The organism is Agrobacterium albertimagni AOL15, from assembly GCF_000300855.1.
Lineage (GTDB): Bacteria > Pseudomonadota > Alphaproteobacteria > Rhizobiales > Rhizobiaceae > Allorhizobium > Allorhizobium albertimagni.
Genome location: NZ_ALJF01000002.1, coordinates 55,718 through 74,574, shown reverse-complemented (window position 1 = coordinate 74,574; position 18,857 = coordinate 55,718). Strand labels below are relative to the sequence as shown.

Here is an 18,857-nt window from a genome sequence, read left to right as displayed (position 1 = left end):
GAAGGTCTAAGGCAAATTAACGTGTGCCAAAAATGGCTGATCCGACTCTGACGCTCGTCGCTCCGAAGCCGATCGCGGTCTCGAAATCGCCGGACATGCCCATCGACAGCTTCGAAAGGCCATTTTCCTCTGCGAGTTTGGCAAGCAGGGCAAAATGTGGCCCTGGGTTCTCATCGACCGGAGGGATGCACATGAGGCCCTCGACATGCATCGCAAGTTCATCGCGGCAGAGCGCGACGAAGGACCCGACATCATCGGGCGCGATCCCGGCCTTCTGCGGCTCGAGACCGGTGTTGACCTGAATGTAAAACCTTATCGACCGGCCCTGCCGCTTTGCCTCTTCCGCGAGCGCACGTGCGATCTTTTCCCGGTCGACCGTCTCGATGACATCAAACAGGGCGACGGCATCGGCTGCCTTGTTCGATTGAAGCGGGCCGATCAGATGCAGTTCGAGATCAGGGGTTTCCGCCTTCAGATCAGGCCATTTGCCTTGTGCTTCCTGGACACGGTTCTCGCCGAACACGCTCTGCCCCTTAGCGATCGTCGGGCGGATATGCTCGGCATCGAAGGTCTTGGAAACCGCGACGAGTGAAATCGAATCCGGCTCACGACCGGCTTCCTGCGCAGCCTTCGTGATTTTGCCCCGGACGTCCTGAAGCTGCTCTTCGACCGACATGCCCAACCCTCGTTTTCATCTGCCCGATATCTGGTGTGACCAGATCTTTCGGCAAGGGGTTAATGGCAGGCTGCGGCCATGGCAAGCGCTTGGCGGGAAAGGCCTTGCGAATGCCTCAAAAACTTGACGCTTGGCCGGTTTCGTGATGAAGGTCGGCCCTCTCTTTTTGATGCTATTCCCGGAAATGCGATCCATGGCTACCGAACGTTACAATCCGCGCGACGCCGAGCCCCGTTGGCAGGCGAAATGGTCCGAAGACAAGGTCTTCGAGACCGACAATGCCGACCCGCGCGAGAAATACTACGTGCTTGAGATGTTCCCCTATCCTTCGGGACGCATCCATATGGGCCATGTCCGCAACTACGCGATGGGCGATGTCGTGGCGCGTTACAAGCGCGCCCGCGGCTACAACGTGCTGCATCCGATGGGCTGGGACGCCTTCGGCATGCCGGCGGAAAACGCCGCGATGAAGAACAAGGTTCACCCCAAGGCCTGGACCTATGAGAACATCGCGACCATGCGCGGCCAGTTGAAGTCCATGGGCCTGTCGCTGGACTGGTCGCGCGAATTCGCGACCTGCGATGTCGATTATTATCACCGCCAGCAGCACCTCTTCCTGGACTTCCTGGAGAAGGGCCTGGTCTATCGCAAGAACTCCAAGGTCAACTGGGACCCGGAAGACATGACCGTGCTCGCCAACGAGCAGGTCATCGATGGCCGTGGATGGCGCTCCGGCGCGCTGGTCGAACAGCGTGAACTGACCCAGTGGTTCTTCAAGATCACCGACTTCAGCCAGGACCTGCTCGACGCGCTCGACGAACTCGATAACTGGCCGGAAAAGGTCCGGTTGATGCAGAAGAACTGGATCGGCCGCTCGGAAGGCATGGCCATCCGCTGGGAGGTCGCCTCCGGCAGCGAAGCCGGCGAAGTGACCGTCTACACCACCCGGCCCGACACCCTCTTTGGCGCCTCTTTCCTGGCGATTGCCGCTGATCACCCCTTGGCCAAGGAAGCGGCTGCACGAGACGAAGCGGTCGACGCCTTCTGCCAGGAATGCCGCCACGCCGGCACGTCGCTGGCAGCACTGGAAACGGCCGAGAAGAAGGGCATCGACACCGGTATCCGCGTGAAGCACCCGCTCGACCCGAACTGGGAGCTGCCGGTCTATGTCGCGAACTTCGTCCTGATGGACTACGGCACGGGCGCGATCTTCGGCTGCCCTTCCGGCGACCAGCGCGACCTCGATTTCGCTCGCAAATATGACTTGCCCGTCGTCCCGGTTGTCATGCCGAGGGATGGTGATGCCGCAAGCTTTGCGATCGGCGACACCGCCTTCACCGATGATGGCGTGATGATCAATTCGCGTTTCCTGGATGGCCTCTCGACGACGGATGCCTTCGAAGAAGTGGCGAACCGCTTGTCGTCTCAGCAACTGAACGGCGCGCCGCAGGGCGAACGCAAGGTCAACTTCCGTCTGCGCGACTGGGGCATCTCCCGCCAGCGCTATTGGGGTTGCCCGATCCCAGTCATCCATTGCGATGACTGCGGCGTCGTGCCGGTCCCGAAGAAGGACCTGCCGGTCAAGCTTCCCGACGACGTGAGCTTCGACAAGCCGGGCAATCCGCTCGACCGCCACGCCACCTGGCGTCATGTCGCCTGCCCCCACTGCGGCAAAGACGCCCGTCGCGAGACGGACACCATGGATACCTTCGTCGATTCGAGCTGGTATTTCGCGCGTTTCACGGCGCCTTGGGAGGACAATCCGACGGATCCCTCCGTTGCCAACCACTGGCTGCCGGTCGACCAGTATATCGGCGGCATTGAGCACGCGATCCTGCACCTGCTTTATTCGCGCTTCTTCACCCGCGCCATGCGCGAAACCGGTCATCTCGATCTGAAGGAACCCTTTAAGGGGCTCTTCACGCAGGGCATGGTCGTGCATGAGACCTACAGCATCGGCGAAGGTCTGCAGCGCGAATGGGTCGCCCCGGCAGACCTGCGTATCGAAGAGACCGATGGTGCACGTCGCGCATTCCTGCTCAGCAATGGCCAGGAAGCCAAGATCGGCTCGATCGAAAAGATGTCGAAGTCGAAGAAGAACGTCGTGGATCCCGATGACATCATCGGCTCCTACGGCGCCGATACGGCCCGCTTCTTCGTGCTCTCTGACTCACCGCCGGATCGTGACGTCATTTGGTCCGAATCGGGCGTCGAAGGCGCCCACCGTTTCGTCCAGCGCGTCTGGCGTCTCGTCTCGGAAGCTGCCGAGCGCCTAAAGACGGTGCCTTCGAATCCGGCTAAGGACGGCGACGGACTGGCGATCTCGCAAGCGGCGCACAGGACCTTGAAGGCTGTCCAGGGCGACCTCGACAAGCTGGCCTTCAACAAGGCGATTGCGCGCATCTACGAACTGGTCAATGCACTGGCCGCTCCGCTGACGAATGTTGCGGCAGGGCAGGGAGATGCAGCATACGTCGCCGCTGCCCGCAATGCAGCGGAGATCCTGGTGCATCTGATCGCTCCGATGACCCCGCATCTCGCCGAGGAATGCTGGTCGATCCTCGGAAATGACGGCCTGATCGCCAAGACAGACTGGCCTCAGTTCGATGAGGCGCTGGTCGCAGAGAACGAGATCGTTCTGCCGGTGCAGATCAACGGTAAGAAGCGTGCCGAATTGACAATCGCGCGCGACGCAGACCAGAATGCCGTCCAGGAAGCCGTTCTGGCGCTCGACGCCGTCAAGGCCGTTCTCAATGGCCAGGCCCCGAAGAAGATCATCGTTGTCCCGCTAAGGATCGTGAACATTGTCCTCTGAATTCAAGCCTTCCAAGCTGCTTCGGCGCTCGGTTCTGATCGGCGCGGCTCTGCTGATGGCGGGCTGCCAGGCACGTCCGCTCTATCAGGACACCAACGGCGAAACCCGCGGTGCATTGGCTGCGATCGCCTATTCCGAAGCGACCAGCCGCATAGGCCTCGAGACGCGCAACCGATTGATCTTCTTGACCAGCGGCGGTGACGAAACGAAGACCCCGGAATATCGGGTCGACCTGACTGTCAGCGGTGGTGTCGAGGGCATCCTTCTCGATGAAACCTCCGATACGGCAAACGCGGGTCGCGCCGTCGTCACGGGCACCTACACGCTGAAGCGGATATCCGACGACACGGTTCTGAAGACGGGTCGCCGATCGGGTGTCGCCCTCTTCGATTATCCGCGCCAGGAGTTCGCAAAGCTCCGTGCCGTGCGTGATGCCGAGACACGCGCCGCCCGCGAGCTTGCTGAAATCATCTATGCCGATCTCGCCATGGCTCTCGGTCGCTGATCTGCGGCTATGGTTGAGGTCAAATCGCATGAATTCGAAGGGTTCCTGGCCAAATCGGCCAGGCACTACCGGATGTTCGTTATCTACGGACCCGATCGCGGTCTGGTGGCAGAGCGCGCGTCCCAGGTTGCCAAGACAACCGGTGTCGATCTCAACGACGGCTTTGCACTGATCCGGCTGGATGCCTCGGACATTCAATCTGATCCCGGTCGCCTCATCGACGAAGTCAACGCCTTCGGGCTGTTCGGCGGTGAGAAGCTGATTTGGGTCAGGGGCGCCGCCAACGAGAAGCAGTTGGTCGACGGATTAGCGCATCTCGCCTCACACCCTCCCGAAGGCAGCTATCTTCTGATCGAAGCCGGTGATCTCAAAAAGGGTTCGGCACTTCGCAAGGTCGCTGAAGGCGAGCGCAGCGTCGCCTGCATCGCCTGTTACCAGGATGATGCAAGGGCGCTGAATGGCCTGATCGACGCCGAACTGGCAGGCGCCAATCTGCGCATCACGCCGGCAGCACGAGAACTTTTGCTGGAATCGATCGGCGGCGATCGGATCGCCTCCCGCAACGAAATTCAGAAACTGGTTCTCTACTGCATGAAGGACGAGTTGATCGACGAAAACCATGTGCTCGAGATCGTTGGCGATGCGAGCGCAGTATCGACCGACGAGGTCGTCGACGCCGTGCTCTCAGGTGATCCCGACGGATTTCTGCATGCCGTCCAGAAAGTCATTGCCTCCAAAACGGCTGTCTTCCTCGTCCTGCAGGGCACGATGAAACAGGTGCAACTGCTGGAGACCATGCGCCTGGAGATGGAAGAGCGCCAGCAACAGGCTTCACAGGTCATGCAGACGCATGGGCGGGGAATTCACTTCAAGCGCAAGCCGGTCATCGAGAAAGCGTTACGGAACTGGAATAGTTCGGATCTGGCGCGGGAAAGCGCAAGACTGAACGCCGCCATCCTTCAAAGCCGCCAGAACGCGCAGCTTGAAGATAATCTGGCAATCCAAACGCTTCTTGCGACGACCCTTCAGTCAGCACGTCGCAATCGCCGTGGCTGATCAACGCGCTTCGAGCAGGCGGCAGATCTCTTCCAGCTGGTCGAGCGTCTTGTAATTAATCTTCAACTGACCGCCGCCACCCTTGTGGTTGATCGACACGGACAGTCCGAGGCGATCCGAAAGGCTGCGCTCCAGGGCAATTGTATCGGAATCCTTGGATTCACGCACTTCCGTCGGGGCAGGGGCATGCTGCGCCTTGATATGGTTCTGCGCCAGCTTCTCCGCATCGCGAACAGAAAGCCCCTTTTGGGCGATCGTCTTGGCAAGAACCACGGGATCGGGAGTGGAAACAAGCGCACGCGCATGACCTGCCGAGAGGCTGCCGTCAGCGAGCATGTCACGAACCGGATCGGGGAGCTTCAACAGTCGAAGACTGTTGGCGACATGGCTGCGGCTCTTGCCGATGATTTCCCCGAGATCGTTCTGGGTATAACCATGTTCGGCAATGAGCTGCTCATAGCCAAGCGCTTCTTCGAGGGGATTGAGATCGGCACGCTGGACGTTTTCGACGATGGCGAGCTCAAGGGCTGTACGGTCATCGACATCGCGAACGATGACGGGGATCTCGACGAGGCCGGCGAGCTGCGCCGCGCGCCAACGTCGCTCCCCAGCGATGATTTCATAGCGATCGCTGCTCGTGGTACGCACGACGACAGGCTGCACGATCCCGTGCTGCCGAATGGATCCGGCAAGATCCTGAAGTTCAGCTTCGTCGAAATACCGACGAGGGTTCTTGGGGCTACGCGCCACGAATTCGATCGGAACGGTCCGGTCCGCGCTAACGGTCGGGCGCGTCTCGCCGACGGGAACTGGCTGATCCATCTCGCCGATCAGCGCTGCAAGTCCACGCCCAAGGCGCCGTTTCGATACGTCTTCGCTCATACTCACACCCTTGTACGAAGATTAGGCAGCTTTGCGCTGCCGTTCGCGCTGAATGACTTCAGAAGCCAGCTGGAGATAGGCTTGGCTGCCGGCGCATTTGAGATCATAAAGGATAGCCGGCTTACCATATGATGGCGCTTCGGAAACCCGAACATTCCGCGGAATAAGCGTCGCGTAAACCTTCTCACCGAGATGCTCACGGACATCGCTCACGACCTGCTGCGCCAGATTGTTTCGAGAATCGAACATCGTCAGCACAATACCCTGGATATCCAGGGTCGGATTCACAGTCTGCCGCACCTGGTTGATGGTGTCGAGCAACTGGCTGAGACCTTCGAGCGCAAAGAATTCGCACTGCAACGGCACCAGGACTGAATGGGCTGCGGCCATCGCATTCATCGTCAGAAGATTGAACGAAGGCGGGCAGTCGAGCAGCACATAGCTATAAGCGCGCGCATCATCCTGATTGAGGGCTCTCTTCAGACGAAAGACCCGATCGGCCTGCTGCGAGATTTCCATCTCGAAACCAAGCAGATCCATCGTCGAAGGGACGATGGAGAGGTTGGGCACCGCCGTTTCCAGAACCGCCTCGCTGACCGAATGCGTCCCGATCAACACGTCATACGAAGACAAGCGACGGTCACGGCGGTCGATGCCGAGGCCGGTGCTGGCATTTCCCTGCGGATCCAGGTCAACGATAAGGACCCGCTCCCCGATCGCCGCCAAAGCGGTCGCCAGGTTGATGGCGGTCGTTGTCTTGCCGACGCCACCCTTTTGGTTGGCGATAGTGATGATGCGGTTTTTCTCGAGACTCATTTGGCACCCGGAGCGTTAAACCTTGCGCGTCAGAGAGGTGATCTCCAGAATGACCGAGTCCGCCTCGACAACGCTTTGATGTTTTAACAGATCGAAGTCCCAGCGACCACGCGCTTTATCGACCTCTGACTGGTAATCCCGCCCTTTGTGGAGGACGAGTTTAAGATTAGGATTGTCTTTCGCCCAGGCTTGGGCATAGGCGAACAGTAGATCGAGGTCCGCCAGGGCCCGCGCCGAGATGAAGTCCGGGGCAGGGAGAGACTTGGATGCATCTTCGATGCGCACCGGATGCACCGATCCACGACCACCGGTCTCAGCCAGGGCAATGCGCAGAAAGCTGCATTTCTTGTTGTTACTCTCAACAAGATCAACCCAACCGGTACCATGCTCAGCGAGTACGATCGACGTAATGATCCCTGGAAAACCACCACCACTGCCCAGGTCAATCCAACGCCCAGCAGTGGGAACAATGTGTCGGAGTTGCAACGAGTCCGCTATGTGCCGTTCCCACAACTGGTCTTTTGTGGACGGCGCGATCAGATTGATTCTGGCCGCCCACTTGATGAAAAGGTCGGCGAAACGTTCGAGCCGCTCCTGCGTTTCACGTGAAACATTGATTCCAAATTTGGCAGGCAGCATTTCAGGAAGCCATTCTTTGTGTGGTATTTTTTCGAAGATGGGCAACAAGCAAAGCGACAGCTGCAGGGGTCATCCCCTCAATGCGGCTCGCTTGAGCCACGTTCTGGGGTCGTTGAGCACCCAGTTTCAGCTTCAGCTCGTTCGACAGACCCGAAAGCGAGTCGTAATCGAAGTCCAGTGGAATCGCCCTGCTTTCCTCCGAGCGCACGCTCTCGACATCCGCCGACTGCCGCTCCAAGTAGACGTGATAGAGGCAATCGATCGCAACAGCTTCCGCAATCTTGGCATCAACCGCGCGCAATTCAGGCCAGACACGCGCAATATCGCTCCAGTTCCGATCCGGATAGGAAAGGATCTCGCGAGCGCTTCGGCGACGACCGTCCTGATTGATAGGCACCTCTGCGCTCGCCATCTCATTGGGCGATGCCGTCAATTCACCCAACAGCGCGTAAACCGATTCACGCTGTTCTCTATAGTTGGTAAACTTGCGCGCGCGCTCTTGGCCAACGCAACCGAGGGAAATACCAAACGGAGTCAACCGCATGTCAGCATTGTCGGAGCGCAGTGATAGCCTGTATTCCGCCCGGGAGGTGAACATCCGATAGGGCTCGGCCACCCCTCTGGACGTCAGGTCATCGACCATCACGCCGATGTAGGAATCCGTGCGGCTGAACGAGATCCCTTCCTGCCCAGCGGCGAGACGCGCGGCGTTGATCCCCGCCAGCAAGCCTTGTGCCCCGGCTTCTTCATACCCCGTTGTGCCGTTGATCTGACCTGCCAGGAACAAACCAGTAACACCCTTGACGGCCAAAGACAGATCCAGTTGCTGCGGATCAACGAAATCATATTCAATCGCATAGCCAGGCTGAAGGATTCGAACCTTCTCCAATCCAGGGATTGACCGAATGAACTGCTCCTGAACCTCTTCTGGCAGGGAGGTCGAAATACCGTTCGGATAAACTGTGTCGTCGTCCAACCCTTCCGGCTCCAGGAAGATCTGGTGCCCATCGCGATCACCGAACCGACTGATCTTGTCCTCGATCGAGGGACAATAACGAGGCCCGACTCCTTCAATCTGCCCGGAATACATCGCGGAGCGATGGATATTGTCCCTGATGATCCTGTGGGTTTCCGAGGTGGTTCGCGTTATCCCACATGCAATCTGGGGCGTAACGATCGCATCCGTCATGAACGAGAACGGAATGGGGTCAGCGTCGGCTTCTTGAACTTCGAGAGCAGTCCAGTCGATCGTCTTTCGGTCTAGACGCGCCGGCGTGCCGGTTTTGAGACGCCCGAGTTTCAGACCGAAGGAAGCGAGATCCGCGCTCAAGCCCAAGGCTGGCTCCTCGCCAACTCTGCCCGCTGCAATTTTTCGATCACCAATATGAATTAAACCGTTCAAGAAAGTGCCGGTGGTCAGAACCACCGCAGGCGCAAAGAGTTCTTCGCCACTCTCCAGCGATACGCCTTTTATTACGGAGGAGTCACGAATAAGGCCTACTACACCGCCTTCGACGACCTCGAGGTCCGGTATGTCAGACAACAAGCGTTGAACGGCGAGCCGATAGAGCTTTCGATCCGCTTGCGTCCTGGGACCCCAAACCGCCGGTCCTTTTTTCCGGTTGAGCATGCGGAACTGAATGCCACCTTCGTCCGCAGCACGCCCCATGATGCCATCAAGAGCGTCGATCTCCCTGACCAGGTGGCCTTTGCCAAGACCGCCGATAGCGGGATTGCATGACATGACGCCGATGGTGGCGGCTTTATGGGTGATAAGCGCCGTCTTGGCGCCCATACGTGCGGCCGCGGCCGCGGCCTCGGTGCCGGCATGACCGCCGCCCACAACGATTACATCAAAATGTCTGGCAGACATGGTTCAAATCCAGCCTGTTTCACGTGAATCATTTTCCGACGCAGAATTCGGAGAAGATTTTGCCAAGAAGCGTTTCGGTGTCGATTCGACCTGTAACGCGCGCTAGCTCCACTGTCGCAAGTCTCAAGTCTTCAGCTCTGATTTCGAGGGGCATAGCCCGCCCCTCAGAGCCAAGGTGGAGCGAAGCCGAGCGAAGGCGCTCTGCATGCCTCAAGCGGCTGGGAATTGCAAGGCTCTCGACCTGCGTCCCTTGACGCACAGCATCAAGAAGCCGCTCCCGCAAGACCTCCAAACCGGCCCCACTCACCGCAGAGAGTGTCATGTCCAGTTCCGGCCCGGCAGGATCACCACTGATGGCAAGGTCTGACTTGGTCCCAATCCGGAGCGTTGCACGTGCTTCAACCTCAACGTCATCTGCATGCGGATTTGATAGGTCAATCAAGTGTAGGACAAGGTCCGCATCACCGATCGTTCGAAGAGCGCGCTTGATGCCTTCCTGTTCGACGACATCAACGGTCCCCCTGATACCTGCGGTGTCGAAGAGCTCGAACTTGTAACCCTCAATATCGAGTTCGCACCGCACGACGTCACGCGTTGTACCGGCTATCGGGGTAACAATTGCCACGTCTCTCTGGGCGAGCGCATTCATCAAGCTTGATTTCCCGGCATTCGGACGTCCTGCAAGCGCCACCCTGAAGCCGTCCCGAATGATCTCACCAGCCCGTAGATCGCCGATTGCCTTGTCGACCTGGCTCTTCAGCGTGGCAACCTCAGCCCATACCCGATCGGAAACAGACCCAGGGATGTCGCCCTCATCACTGAAGTCGAGCTCGGCTTCGAGCATGGACCTGATATAGATGAGTTTCTCCCGCCATTCGTCGTAGACGGCGGACAGGTGCCCGTTGGCCTGTTCGTTCGCCAGACGGCGCTGCATTTCGGTCTCGGCCGCCAAAAGGTCCGCAAGGCCTTCGACCTCGACGAGATCCATTTTTCCGTTTTCGAAAGCGCGTTTGGAGAACTCGCCAGGCTCGGCAAATCGCACGCCATTGAATCCGGCTAATGATCCAAGAATCGCATTCACGACAGCGCGACCACCATGAACCTGCAGTTCGGCACAGTCTTCGCCTGTAAAGGAATTCGGGCCCGGGAACGTCAATACCAAGCCGCGGTCCAATATGTCTCCGGCGGACGACTTCAGCGTACGGAGCGAGGCTTGGCGTGGCCGGGGGAGGGGCCCAATCAAGGCGCTCACTGCATCGAAGGCAACAGGTCCGCTGATCCTGATGACGGCAACGCCCGATGGCAAGCCACCGGACGCCAATGCACAGATCGTGTCTTTTCGCGTGGTCACGAGGTCACCCAGTGCCACCAAGACGCATTACCGGCCGAAACCGGCAACACGTCAGGTGTTCATCGAGTCGAAGAAGTCGCCGTTGTTCTTCGTCTGCTTGAGTTTATCGATGAGGAATTCGATTGCATCAGTTGTCCCCATCGGCGCCAGAATGCGGCGCAGAACGAAGATCTTTTGGAGATCCTGGCGCGGCACCAGCAGATCTTCCTTACGCGTACCGGACTTGAGGATGTCCATGGCCGGGAAGATGCGCTTGTCCGCGACCTTGCGATCGAGAACGATTTCCGAGTTACCAGTGCCCTTGAATTCTTCGAAGATGACTTCGTCCATACGGCTGCCGGTATCGATCAGCGCCGTTGCGATAATCGTCAGCGAACCGCCTTCTTCGATGTTACGGGCAGCACCGAAGAAGCGCTTCGGGCGCTGCAACGCATTGGCGTCCACGCCACCGGTCAAGACCTTGCCGGAAGACGGCACAACGGTGTTGTAAGCGCGGCCGAGGCGCGTGATGGAATCGAGCAGGATGACGACGTCACGGCCATGTTCGACGAGACGCTTGGCCTTTTCGATGACCATTTCGGCGACCTGCACGTGGCGAACGGCCGGCTCATCAAAGGTCGAAGAAACGACTTCACCGCGGACCGAACGCTGCATGTCGGTCACTTCTTCCGGACGTTCGTCGATCAGAAGAACGATCAGATAACATTCCGGATGATTGGCAGTGATCGAGTGCGCGATGTTCTGCAGAATGACGGTTTTACCGGTTCGCGGCGGCGCAACGATCAGGCCGCGCTGGCCCTTGCCGAGCGGTGCCACGAGATCGATGACGCGGGCAGACAGATCCTTCGACGTTGGAACATCAAGCTCCATCTTGAAGCGCTCGTTCGGATAGAGCGGCGTCAGGTTGTCGAAATGAACCTTGTGGCGGATCTTTTCGGGATCCTCGAAATTGATCGTGTTGACCTTCAACAGAGCGAAATAGCGCTCGCCTTCCTTGGGTCCCCGGATCGGGCCTTCTACGGTATCACCGGTCTTCAGCGAGAAGCGGCGGATCTGCGAAGGCGAGATATAGATATCGTCCGGGCCGGGAAGATAGTTCGCATTGGCGGAACGCAGGAAACCGAAGCCATCCTGCAGAACTTCCACCACGCCTTCGCCGATGATCTCAACATCCTGGCTCGCCAGCATCTTCAGGATCGCGAACATCAGCTCCTGCTTGCGCATCGTGCTCGCGTTTTCAACTTCGAGCGATTCAGCAAAGGTCAGGAGATCGGTCGGCGATTTGCTTTTGAGTTCTTGTAGCTTCATTTCAGCCATGAAGAGGGACCACGTCAGATAGAATTTTCAAGGGGAACGGCGAGCTGGTGGAATTCGGTACGATCGCGAGAGCCGCAAATGACTGAATAGTACGCAAGCCAAAAGAAGGAAGTGGCGCGAAAATAGCGACTCGCGGATTCGACCGCAAGCGAAAAGCCGCCACCGGCAAAAATAAAGCGTGATCGGGCCGAGATCAGAACGGTTTGACGACGGCAAGCACCACAATCAGGATCATCAACAGGGTCGGCGCCTCGTTCATCATGCGCCAGTACCGCGGCGTTCCAACGTATTCGCCACGCCCGAATGATTTGACAGCTTTGGCGAAATAGCCGTGAACACCGGACAGTGCGACCACGGCTGCGATCTTCGCATGCAGCCAACCGCCTTGAAAACCAAAGACCTGCCAGGCCAGATACAGTCCGAGGATCCATGACACGATCATCGCCGGCGTCATGATCACCTTCATGAGCCTGGTTTCCATCACGGCAAATGTCTTTGCCTGCTGCGACGACGGCTGGCAGTCGGAATGGTAGATGAAAAGCCGCGGCAGATAGAGCATGCCTGCCATCCAGGAGATGATGGCGATCACATGCAGCGCCTTGATCCAGGGATAAGCCTGATCTGGTCCAGCCAGCATGATGCCGGCGCCGACGATGCCGAAGAAGACGAGAGCCGACGCGGCCTTGTGCGCTGCCCGCCTCCCGGGCTTGTCGTCGATCTGCTTCTCCATAGTCAGCCGAAACTCCGAACCTGAGCCACGAGCTCTGTTACATGCTCCGGATCAGCCTGCGGCGTAATCCCATGGCCGAGATTGAAGATCAGCGGTCCATGACCGAGCGCTTGGAGGATCGCATCGATCCCATCCTTAAGCGCTGCGCCACCTGCCACGACACGCATCGGGTCCAGATTGCCTTGAACAGGGCCATCCTTCTGCAGCTCGACAGCGAAGCTCAAGGGAACCGACCAATCGAGACCGATGGCGTCGGCATTTGTGTCCTGGCGATAGTTCTTCAGCAAAATCCCCGCGCCCTTGGCAAAGGCAATCACCTTCGCCTGAGGGCGACGAGACTTGACCAAGTCGATGATCCGCCGAACCGGCCGCACGGCGAAAGCCTCGAATTCCGCCTCGCCGAGAACACCTGCCCAGGAATCGAAGATCTGGACTGCATCCGCACCGGCATCGATCTGCGCGATGAGATAATCGGCCGAGACGTCAGCGAGAAAATCGAGCAGCCGGGCAAAGACCTCGGGATGGCGATAGGCGAAGAGACGGGCGGGGGCCTGGTCGGGCGTGCCATGTCCAGCGATCATGTAAGTCGCCACGGTCCAGGGAGCGCCACAGAAGCCGAGCAGGGTCGTTTCGCTGGGCAGTGCCCCACGCAGTCGTGAAACCGTCTCCATGACCGGCTTGAGGTGATCCAGGACACCTTCTTGCGAAAGGGCCAGTATGCCGTCTGCATCAATGGGGTCCATTTGCGGACCATGGCCTTCGGTGAAAGTCACGTTGCGATGAAGCGCATCCGGGATCACCAGAATATCCGAAAACAGGATGGCGGCGTCGAAGCCATAACGCCGTATCGGCTGAAGGGTCACCTCCGTCGCATACTCGGGCGAATAACAGAGATCGAGAAAGCTCCCGGCCTTCTTTCGGGTTTCTCGATATTCCGGGAGATAACGGCCTGCCTGTCTCATGAGCCAGATGGGAGGTGGCGTGACCGTTTTCCCATTCAGAACGTCGAGGACTTTTCGGTTCGGCGTGCTCAAGGCTCAAGCCCTTTCAAAAAAGAAAAGAGATATTGAATCTTCTTCTATTTCTAAGAGTCTCTGACTATCAAGGATTAATCTAGGATCACAGCTCGTTCCCGATCCGTGATATCAGTCGAGTGGCGAGGTCGCCCCTGACATCCAGTCTTTGGGATAGTGGGGATAACTGCAAATTAACCCGCGATTCCATGGATTTGCGATCCGGGCAAAATCCGCGTTAACGAGGGAGGAAGAGTCGGAATGCGAGGAACGATCTTCTGTCATCACCGCAATTCACAGCCCCCCGGAATCCGAAGCCTCACGGTGACCAACTGTGGATAAAACGGCACTTTTCCCGCCTCTCGTCCGTCCCGCTCGCCGCGGCCTCTGTTTATCCCAGGCTATCAACAGGGTGCGGTGAAGAACGTGGAGAACCGCAAAAACTTCTTTCATCTCCATCTGATTTCTGACTCAACCGGGGAGACCTTGATCTCGGCGGGGCGAGCAGCAGCGGCGCAATTTCGTGGTTCCAATGCCATCGAACATGTCTATCCCCTGATCCGCAGCAAAAAGCAGATCAAGGCGCTGATCGATGCGCTCGACCGCGAACCGGGCATCGTTCTCTATACGATCGTCGACCAGGATCTCGCAGCACTTGTCGAAACAGGATGTCATGAACTCGGCTTGCCCTGCGTCAACGTGCTAGCCCCGATCATCGAGAAGTTTCAGGATTATCTGGGTGCGCCGTCCCGCGGTCGCGTCGGTGCCCAACACGTTCTGAACGCCGAATATTTCGCGCGCATCGAAGCGTTGAATTTCACCATGGATCATGACGATGGCCAGGCGCCGGAAGATTATGATCAGGCCGATGTCGTGATCATCGGCATCAGCCGCACCTCCAAGACCCCAACGAGCATCTATCTCGCCAACCGGGGCATCAAGACTGCGAACCTGCCGATCGTCCCGGGCGTTCCACTACCTGAAGGATTGCTGAAAGCAACGCGGCCGCTGATCGTTGGGCTGATCGCCACGTCGGACCGGATTTCCCAGGTTCGCGAGAACCGGGTTCTTGGCGCGACGACGGGCTATGACCGTAGCGAATATGTTGACCGCGCCTCGATCACGGAAGAGCTGAAATATGCTCGCTCGCTGTGCGCCCGCAACAACTGGCCTTTGATCGACGTGACGCGTCGATCGATCGAAGAGACGGCAGCGGCCATTGTTGCTCTGCGTCCCAAGCCGCGCTAATTCAGGACATTGCCATCACGAAGGTCTCAGCATGGGCTCACCCTTGATTCTCGCGTCGGGCAGCACGGCGCGCCAGATGCTCCTCAAAAATGCCGGCCTCGACTTTGTCGCGATGCCTGCAACGGTGGATGAAAGAGCGATCGAGGAAAACCTGCCGCTCGCAGGACGAGACCCCGTATCGGTTGCCCGGCATCTGGCATTGGCCAAGGCTATGAATGTGTCGAAGCGCTCTCCAGGCGCCTTCGTCATTGGCTGCGACCAGACCATGTCTCTCGGCAACCGGATCTTTCACAAGGCGGCTTCTCTTGAGCAAGCCCGGCAGACCCTGATCAGCCTGCGGGGGAAGGCGCACTTCCTGAACAGCGCAGTCTGTCTGGTTCGGGATGGCGAACTGCTCTGGAGCGATATAACGAAGGCCTGCATGCAGGTTCGCGATTTCTCGGATGAGTTCCTGGACGGCTATGTCGAGCGGAATTGCAATTCGATCTTGTCTAGCGTCGGCTGCTATCAGCTCGAAGGGGAGGGCGTTCAGCTCTTCGATGCGATTGCCGGTGACTATTTCACCATCCTTGGTCTACCCCTTCTGCCGCTCCTCGCGGCTCTTCGTGAGCATGAGATTAACCATGCGTGATTCACGTGAAACATTTTTGCCCCGTGCTTTTGTCGCCGGCTATCCAATCAAGCATTCTCGCTCACCAATGATCCATGGGCACTGGCTCGAAACCTATGGTCTGCCCGGTTCCTACGACAAGATCGCGGTTGCGCCGGAGGACTTTGCAGACTTCATGCTTCGTTTAAAAGACGCGGACAGTCCCTATCGTGGTGGCAATATCACGATCCCGCACAAGGAGGCCGCGAGCAAGCTTGCCGATCGGATAGACCCGGTCGCCGAAGAGCTCGGAGCGGCCAATACGCTCTGGCGGGAAGACGGGCTTCTGCATGCGACAAACACCGACGGCATCGGCTTTGTTGCCAATCTGAATTCGCAGCACCCGGGATGGGACAAGGTCGAACGCGCTGTGGTCTTGGGAGCAGGGGGCGCCAGCCGCGCCATTCTGCAGGCTCTTCGTGATCGTGGCATACCCGAAGTTCACGTGGTCAACCGAACCGTCGAGCGCGCGCAGGAACTCGTAGACCGCTTCGGGGCACCGCTCCAAGCTCACGGGATGGACGCCCTTAACTCCCTCCTGGAGGGCGCCGGGCTCTTCGTGAACACGTCATCCCTCGGGATGGATGGAACGGCAGCGCCCGTTCTTCCCTTCGACAGGATGAGGGAAGATGCCGTTGTCACCGATATCGTCTACGTGCCGCTGAAGACGCCGTTCATTCAACAGGCAGAGCAGATTGGTCTGCCGACGGTCGATGGTCTGGGCATGCTTTTGCATCAGGCTGTGCCGGGGTTTGAACGATGGTTCGGACAAAAGCCCGAAGTTACCGCCGCCTTGCGCCAGCTCGTGCTCGATGACATCAAGGCGCATGCATGATTATCGTGGGGCTCACAGGCTCGATCGGCATGGGCAAGTCCACGACTGCCGCGCTCTTTGCCGACGAGGGTGTGCCCGTCAATGACGCTGATCGCGTGGTTCACGAACTGTATCGGTCGGAAGCCGTGGCACCCATTGCGGGCCTCTTTCCCGATGCCATCGTCAACGGCATTGTCGATCGTGCGAAGCTGTCGGCGAATCTGGCAAAGAATCCGGCTAAGTTTAAGGAGCTCGAGGCCATCGTTCATCCCCTCGTGCGCGACAAGGAACGCGCTTTCCTTGATCGGCAAAGCGCACTCGGCCATGCCCTAGTCCTTCTCGACATCCCCCTCTTATTCGAGACCGGTGGCCAAAAGCGTGTGGACCGGATCGTTGTCGTCAGTTGCGAACCTGAGCTGCAGAGAGAAAGAGTGCTGGTACGGCCGGGAATGACGGAAGAGAAATTTCAGCTGATCCTATCGAGGCAGGTTCCGGATGCAGAAAAGCGTGTCCGGGCCGATTACGTCATCGACACAGGTCACGGGATTGACAGCGCGCGCGCGCAGGTCAAAACGATCGTCAGAGAACTACGCGAACAGGCGGAACGGACGGACAATGCGTGAGATCATCTTCGACACGGAAACGACCGGGCTCGACAACAAGGCTGATCGGGTCATCGAAATCGGTGGCATCGAATTGCTCAACCACTTTCCCACCGGTCGCACATTTCATGTCTATATCAATCCCGGCGACCGCAAGGTCCATCCCGATGCATTGGCGGTGCACGGCATCACTGACGAATTTCTGAAAGACAAGCCGGTGTTCGCCGAGATCGTCTCCGACCTCCAGGAATTCTTTGATGGGGCCAAGTGGATCGCTCACAACGCCTCATTCGACATGGGTTTCATCAACGCCGAGTTCGAGCGTCTGAGCCTCGCGCCGGTCCCCTCCGACATGGTGATAGACACTCTGGCGCTCGCACGTCGCAAACATCCGATGGGGCCGAACTCGCTGGACGCTCTTTGCCGTCGATACGGTATCGACAACTCGCATCGTACGAAGCACGGCGCTCTGCTCGACTCCGAACTGCTCGCCGAAGTCTATATCGAGATGCTGGGTGGTCGGCAGGCCGCACTGGGTCTGACGACCATCGAGACGCGGCGGAACCAGTCGAACGAAATCGATGATGTGATCGAGATCAGCTATGATCGTCCGCGTGCTCTTGCGCCCCGCCTGTCCGCAGCGGAAGTGGAAGGTCACGCGAAACTCGTCGGCCGCCTTGGCGGCAAGGCTATCTGGTCGAAATACGACGCATGAAAAAAGGGCCCGCGAGGGCCCTTTGCTCTGGCAAATACGGAACGCTCACTCAGTTCGGTGCAGCCTGCGTCTTTGCGCGAGACTGTTCCTCGGAAACACGCTGAGCAAACATCTGGGCAAAGTCGATCGGATCGATCATCAGCGGTGGGAAGCCACCGTTGCGGGTCGCGTCGGCGATGATCTGACGAGCGAACGGGAAGAGCAGCCGCGGGCACTCGATGAAGAGAACTGGCAGCATGTGTTCCTGCGGAAAGCCGGTAATCCGGAAGACGCCGCCATAGATGAGTTCGGTGACGAACACGACCTTGTCGCCATCCTTGGCTTCTGCATTCAACGCCAGGACGACGTCGAAGTCGGTGTCCGAAAGCGGGTTTGCATTGACATTGACATTGATGTTGATGGCCGGCGCCTTGTCGCGCGCCTGAAGCGAGCGGGGTGCACCTGGATTTTCAAACGAGAAATCCTTGATGTACTGGGCGAGAATGTTGAGGGACGGAGAAGCCGTTCCCTGATTGTTGTCGGCCATAGGGCGTGTCCTTGAAGATGAATTGCTAAGGCCATCTAACATTTGAAACTTGCGCTTACAACCCTGCGCGCCGGTGCGTCAGGGGGTCACTCGCGGCCGATCCGTGGATCGCGCCAGGGCGAGTTCTGGTCGGGTTCGCGCTGATATTCGTCGTCGCCGAGGTCGACCACATTTTCGTCCTTAGGGCGGCTCGTCCTGAAACCGGCCTCAGAATACGTGCTTCGGACAACGACCCGCGGCTTGATCAGACGCCAGGCGAGATCGCGAACGAAGGGCACGAAGAGCAGAATTCCGATGACATCGCCGAAGAAGCCCGGCACGATCAGAAGGAAGGCAGCCACCACCAGAAGGGCGCCGTGAACCAGTTCCCGTCCCGGATCGAGGCCGCGCTGCGCCTCGCTCCGCAATCGGCGCAGGATACCCGCCCCTTGATAGCGGAGCAGTATGACACCTGCGAAAGCCGCAAGAATGATCAACCCGAGGGTCGGCAAGACACCGATGGCTTGCCCAACTAGGATAAAGCTGGCGATTTCAACGAGGGGTGCGATGAGAAAAAGCACCAGGGGAAGGCGCATGGGCTGCTCCAAACGCCTTTGTGATCCGGATATCGCAAGAGTCGGCGCTTACTCG

19 protein-coding genes are annotated in these 18,857 nt (G+C 58.5%); 8 read left to right on the top strand and 11 right to left on the bottom strand.

Annotated elements, in window-relative coordinates; translation table 11 throughout:
* Window positions 1-16: 16 nt before the first annotated feature.
* A complete protein-coding gene (locus tag QWE_RS01180; protein ID WP_006724226.1) occupies window positions 17-676 on the bottom strand; it encodes a YggS family pyridoxal phosphate-dependent enzyme in 660 nt (219 codons plus the stop codon).
* A 193-nt stretch (window positions 677-869) separates the two neighbouring features.
* On the opposite strand from QWE_RS01180, the gene leuS reads away from it, so the two are divergent.
* From leuS to holA, 3 genes are read left to right on the top strand one after another with little or no spacing between them, the layout of a single operon-like run.
* Window positions 870-3,491, top strand: a complete 2,622-nt coding sequence (gene leuS, locus QWE_RS01175) for a leucine--tRNA ligase (protein ID WP_006724225.1) — start codon at window positions 870-872, stop codon at window positions 3,489-3,491.
* A complete protein-coding gene (locus tag QWE_RS01170) occupies window positions 3,481-3,996 on the top strand; it encodes an LPS assembly lipoprotein LptE (RefSeq protein WP_006724224.1) in 516 nt (171 codons plus the stop codon). Before leuS ends, QWE_RS01170 begins: the two co-directional genes overlap by 11 nt.
* A 9-nt stretch (window positions 3,997-4,005) precedes the next feature.
* The gene (holA, locus tag QWE_RS01165) at window positions 4,006-5,052 is read left to right on the top strand and encodes a DNA polymerase III subunit delta (RefSeq protein WP_006724223.1); all 1,047 of its coding nucleotides are present in this window, start codon (window positions 4,006-4,008) and stop codon (window positions 5,050-5,052) included.
* Here the strand turns inward: holA and QWE_RS01160 are convergent, their stop codons facing one another.
* The 8 genes from QWE_RS01160 to hemE all read right to left on the bottom strand — a co-directional run bounded on the left by QWE_RS01160 (window position 5,053) and on the right by hemE (window position 13,694).
* Window positions 5,053-5,934, bottom strand: a complete 882-nt coding sequence (locus QWE_RS01160; protein WP_006724222.1) for a ParB/RepB/Spo0J family partition protein — start codon at window positions 5,932-5,934, stop codon at window positions 5,053-5,055.
* 21 nt (window positions 5,935-5,955) lie between these two features.
* The gene (locus QWE_RS01155; RefSeq protein ID WP_006724221.1) at window positions 5,956-6,750 is read right to left on the bottom strand and encodes a ParA family protein; all 795 of its coding nucleotides are present in this window, start codon (window positions 6,748-6,750) and stop codon (window positions 5,956-5,958) included.
* A 15-nt stretch (window positions 6,751-6,765) separates the two neighbouring features.
* Window positions 6,766-7,389, bottom strand: a complete 624-nt coding sequence (gene rsmG / locus QWE_RS01150) for a 16S rRNA (guanine(527)-N(7))-methyltransferase RsmG (protein ID WP_006724220.1) — start codon at window positions 7,387-7,389, stop codon at window positions 6,766-6,768.
* Window position 7,390: 1 nt separating this feature from the next.
* The gene (gene mnmG / locus QWE_RS01145) at window positions 7,391-9,262 is read right to left on the bottom strand and encodes a tRNA uridine-5-carboxymethylaminomethyl(34) synthesis enzyme MnmG (protein ID WP_006724219.1); all 1,872 of its coding nucleotides are present in this window, start codon (window positions 9,260-9,262) and stop codon (window positions 7,391-7,393) included.
* 28 nt (window positions 9,263-9,290) lie between these two features.
* Window positions 9,291-10,613: a tRNA uridine-5-carboxymethylaminomethyl(34) synthesis GTPase MnmE gene (mnmE, locus tag QWE_RS01140; protein ID WP_040299343.1), complete on the bottom strand. Its 1,323-nt coding sequence runs from the start codon at window positions 10,611-10,613 to the stop codon at window positions 9,291-9,293.
* Window positions 10,614-10,664: 51 nt separating this feature from the next.
* Window positions 10,665-11,930 carry a transcription termination factor Rho gene (gene rho, locus QWE_RS01135; RefSeq protein ID WP_085942900.1) on the bottom strand — a complete coding sequence of 422 codons (1,266 nt, stop codon included), beginning with the start codon at window positions 11,928-11,930 and terminating at the stop codon, window positions 10,665-10,667.
* Window positions 11,931-12,123: 193 nt separating this feature from the next.
* Window positions 12,124-12,660 (bottom strand): protoporphyrinogen oxidase HemJ, encoded by a 537-nt coding sequence (gene hemJ / locus QWE_RS01130; protein ID WP_006724216.1) that lies wholly within the window; start codon window positions 12,658-12,660, stop codon window positions 12,124-12,126.
* A 2-nt stretch (window positions 12,661-12,662) separates the two neighbouring features.
* A complete protein-coding gene (hemE, locus tag QWE_RS01125; RefSeq protein ID WP_006724215.1) occupies window positions 12,663-13,694 on the bottom strand; it encodes a uroporphyrinogen decarboxylase in 1,032 nt (343 codons plus the stop codon).
* A gap of 405 nt (window positions 13,695-14,099) precedes the next feature.
* Here hemE and QWE_RS01120 point away from each other — a divergent pair, with 405 nt between their 5' ends.
* From QWE_RS01120 to dnaQ, 5 genes are read left to right on the top strand one after another with little or no spacing between them, the layout of a single operon-like run.
* The gene (locus QWE_RS01120) at window positions 14,100-14,921 is read left to right on the top strand and encodes a pyruvate, water dikinase regulatory protein (protein ID WP_006724214.1); all 822 of its coding nucleotides are present in this window, start codon (window positions 14,100-14,102) and stop codon (window positions 14,919-14,921) included.
* A gap of 31 nt (window positions 14,922-14,952) precedes the next feature.
* Complete coding sequence (locus QWE_RS01115) at window positions 14,953-15,552, top strand: Maf family protein (protein ID WP_006724213.1); 600 nt, start codon at window positions 14,953-14,955, stop codon at window positions 15,550-15,552.
* The gene (locus QWE_RS01110; RefSeq protein ID WP_006724212.1) at window positions 15,545-16,405 is read left to right on the top strand and encodes a shikimate dehydrogenase; all 861 of its coding nucleotides are present in this window, start codon (window positions 15,545-15,547) and stop codon (window positions 16,403-16,405) included. Before QWE_RS01115 ends, QWE_RS01110 begins: the two co-directional genes overlap by 8 nt.
* Window positions 16,402-17,007, top strand: a complete 606-nt coding sequence (gene coaE, locus QWE_RS01105; RefSeq protein WP_006724211.1) for a dephospho-CoA kinase — start codon at window positions 16,402-16,404, stop codon at window positions 17,005-17,007. The genes QWE_RS01110 and coaE overlap by 4 nt, the downstream gene beginning before the upstream one ends.
* Window positions 17,000-17,701, top strand: coding sequence for a DNA polymerase III subunit epsilon (gene dnaQ / locus QWE_RS01100; protein ID WP_006724210.1), 702 nt, complete (start codon window positions 17,000-17,002; stop codon window positions 17,699-17,701). The genes coaE and dnaQ overlap by 8 nt, the downstream gene beginning before the upstream one ends.
* A gap of 49 nt (window positions 17,702-17,750) precedes the next feature.
* Here dnaQ and secB read toward each other — a convergent pair whose 3' ends face one another.
* Together secB and QWE_RS01090 are read right to left on the bottom strand one after the other, a co-directional pair.
* A complete protein-coding gene (secB, locus tag QWE_RS01095; protein WP_006724209.1) occupies window positions 17,751-18,227 on the bottom strand; it encodes a protein-export chaperone SecB in 477 nt (158 codons plus the stop codon).
* An 86-nt stretch (window positions 18,228-18,313) separates the two neighbouring features.
* Window positions 18,314-18,802: an FxsA family protein gene (locus tag QWE_RS01090; RefSeq protein ID WP_006724208.1), complete on the bottom strand. Its 489-nt coding sequence runs from the start codon at window positions 18,800-18,802 to the stop codon at window positions 18,314-18,316.
* Window positions 18,803-18,857 lie beyond the last annotated feature (55 nt).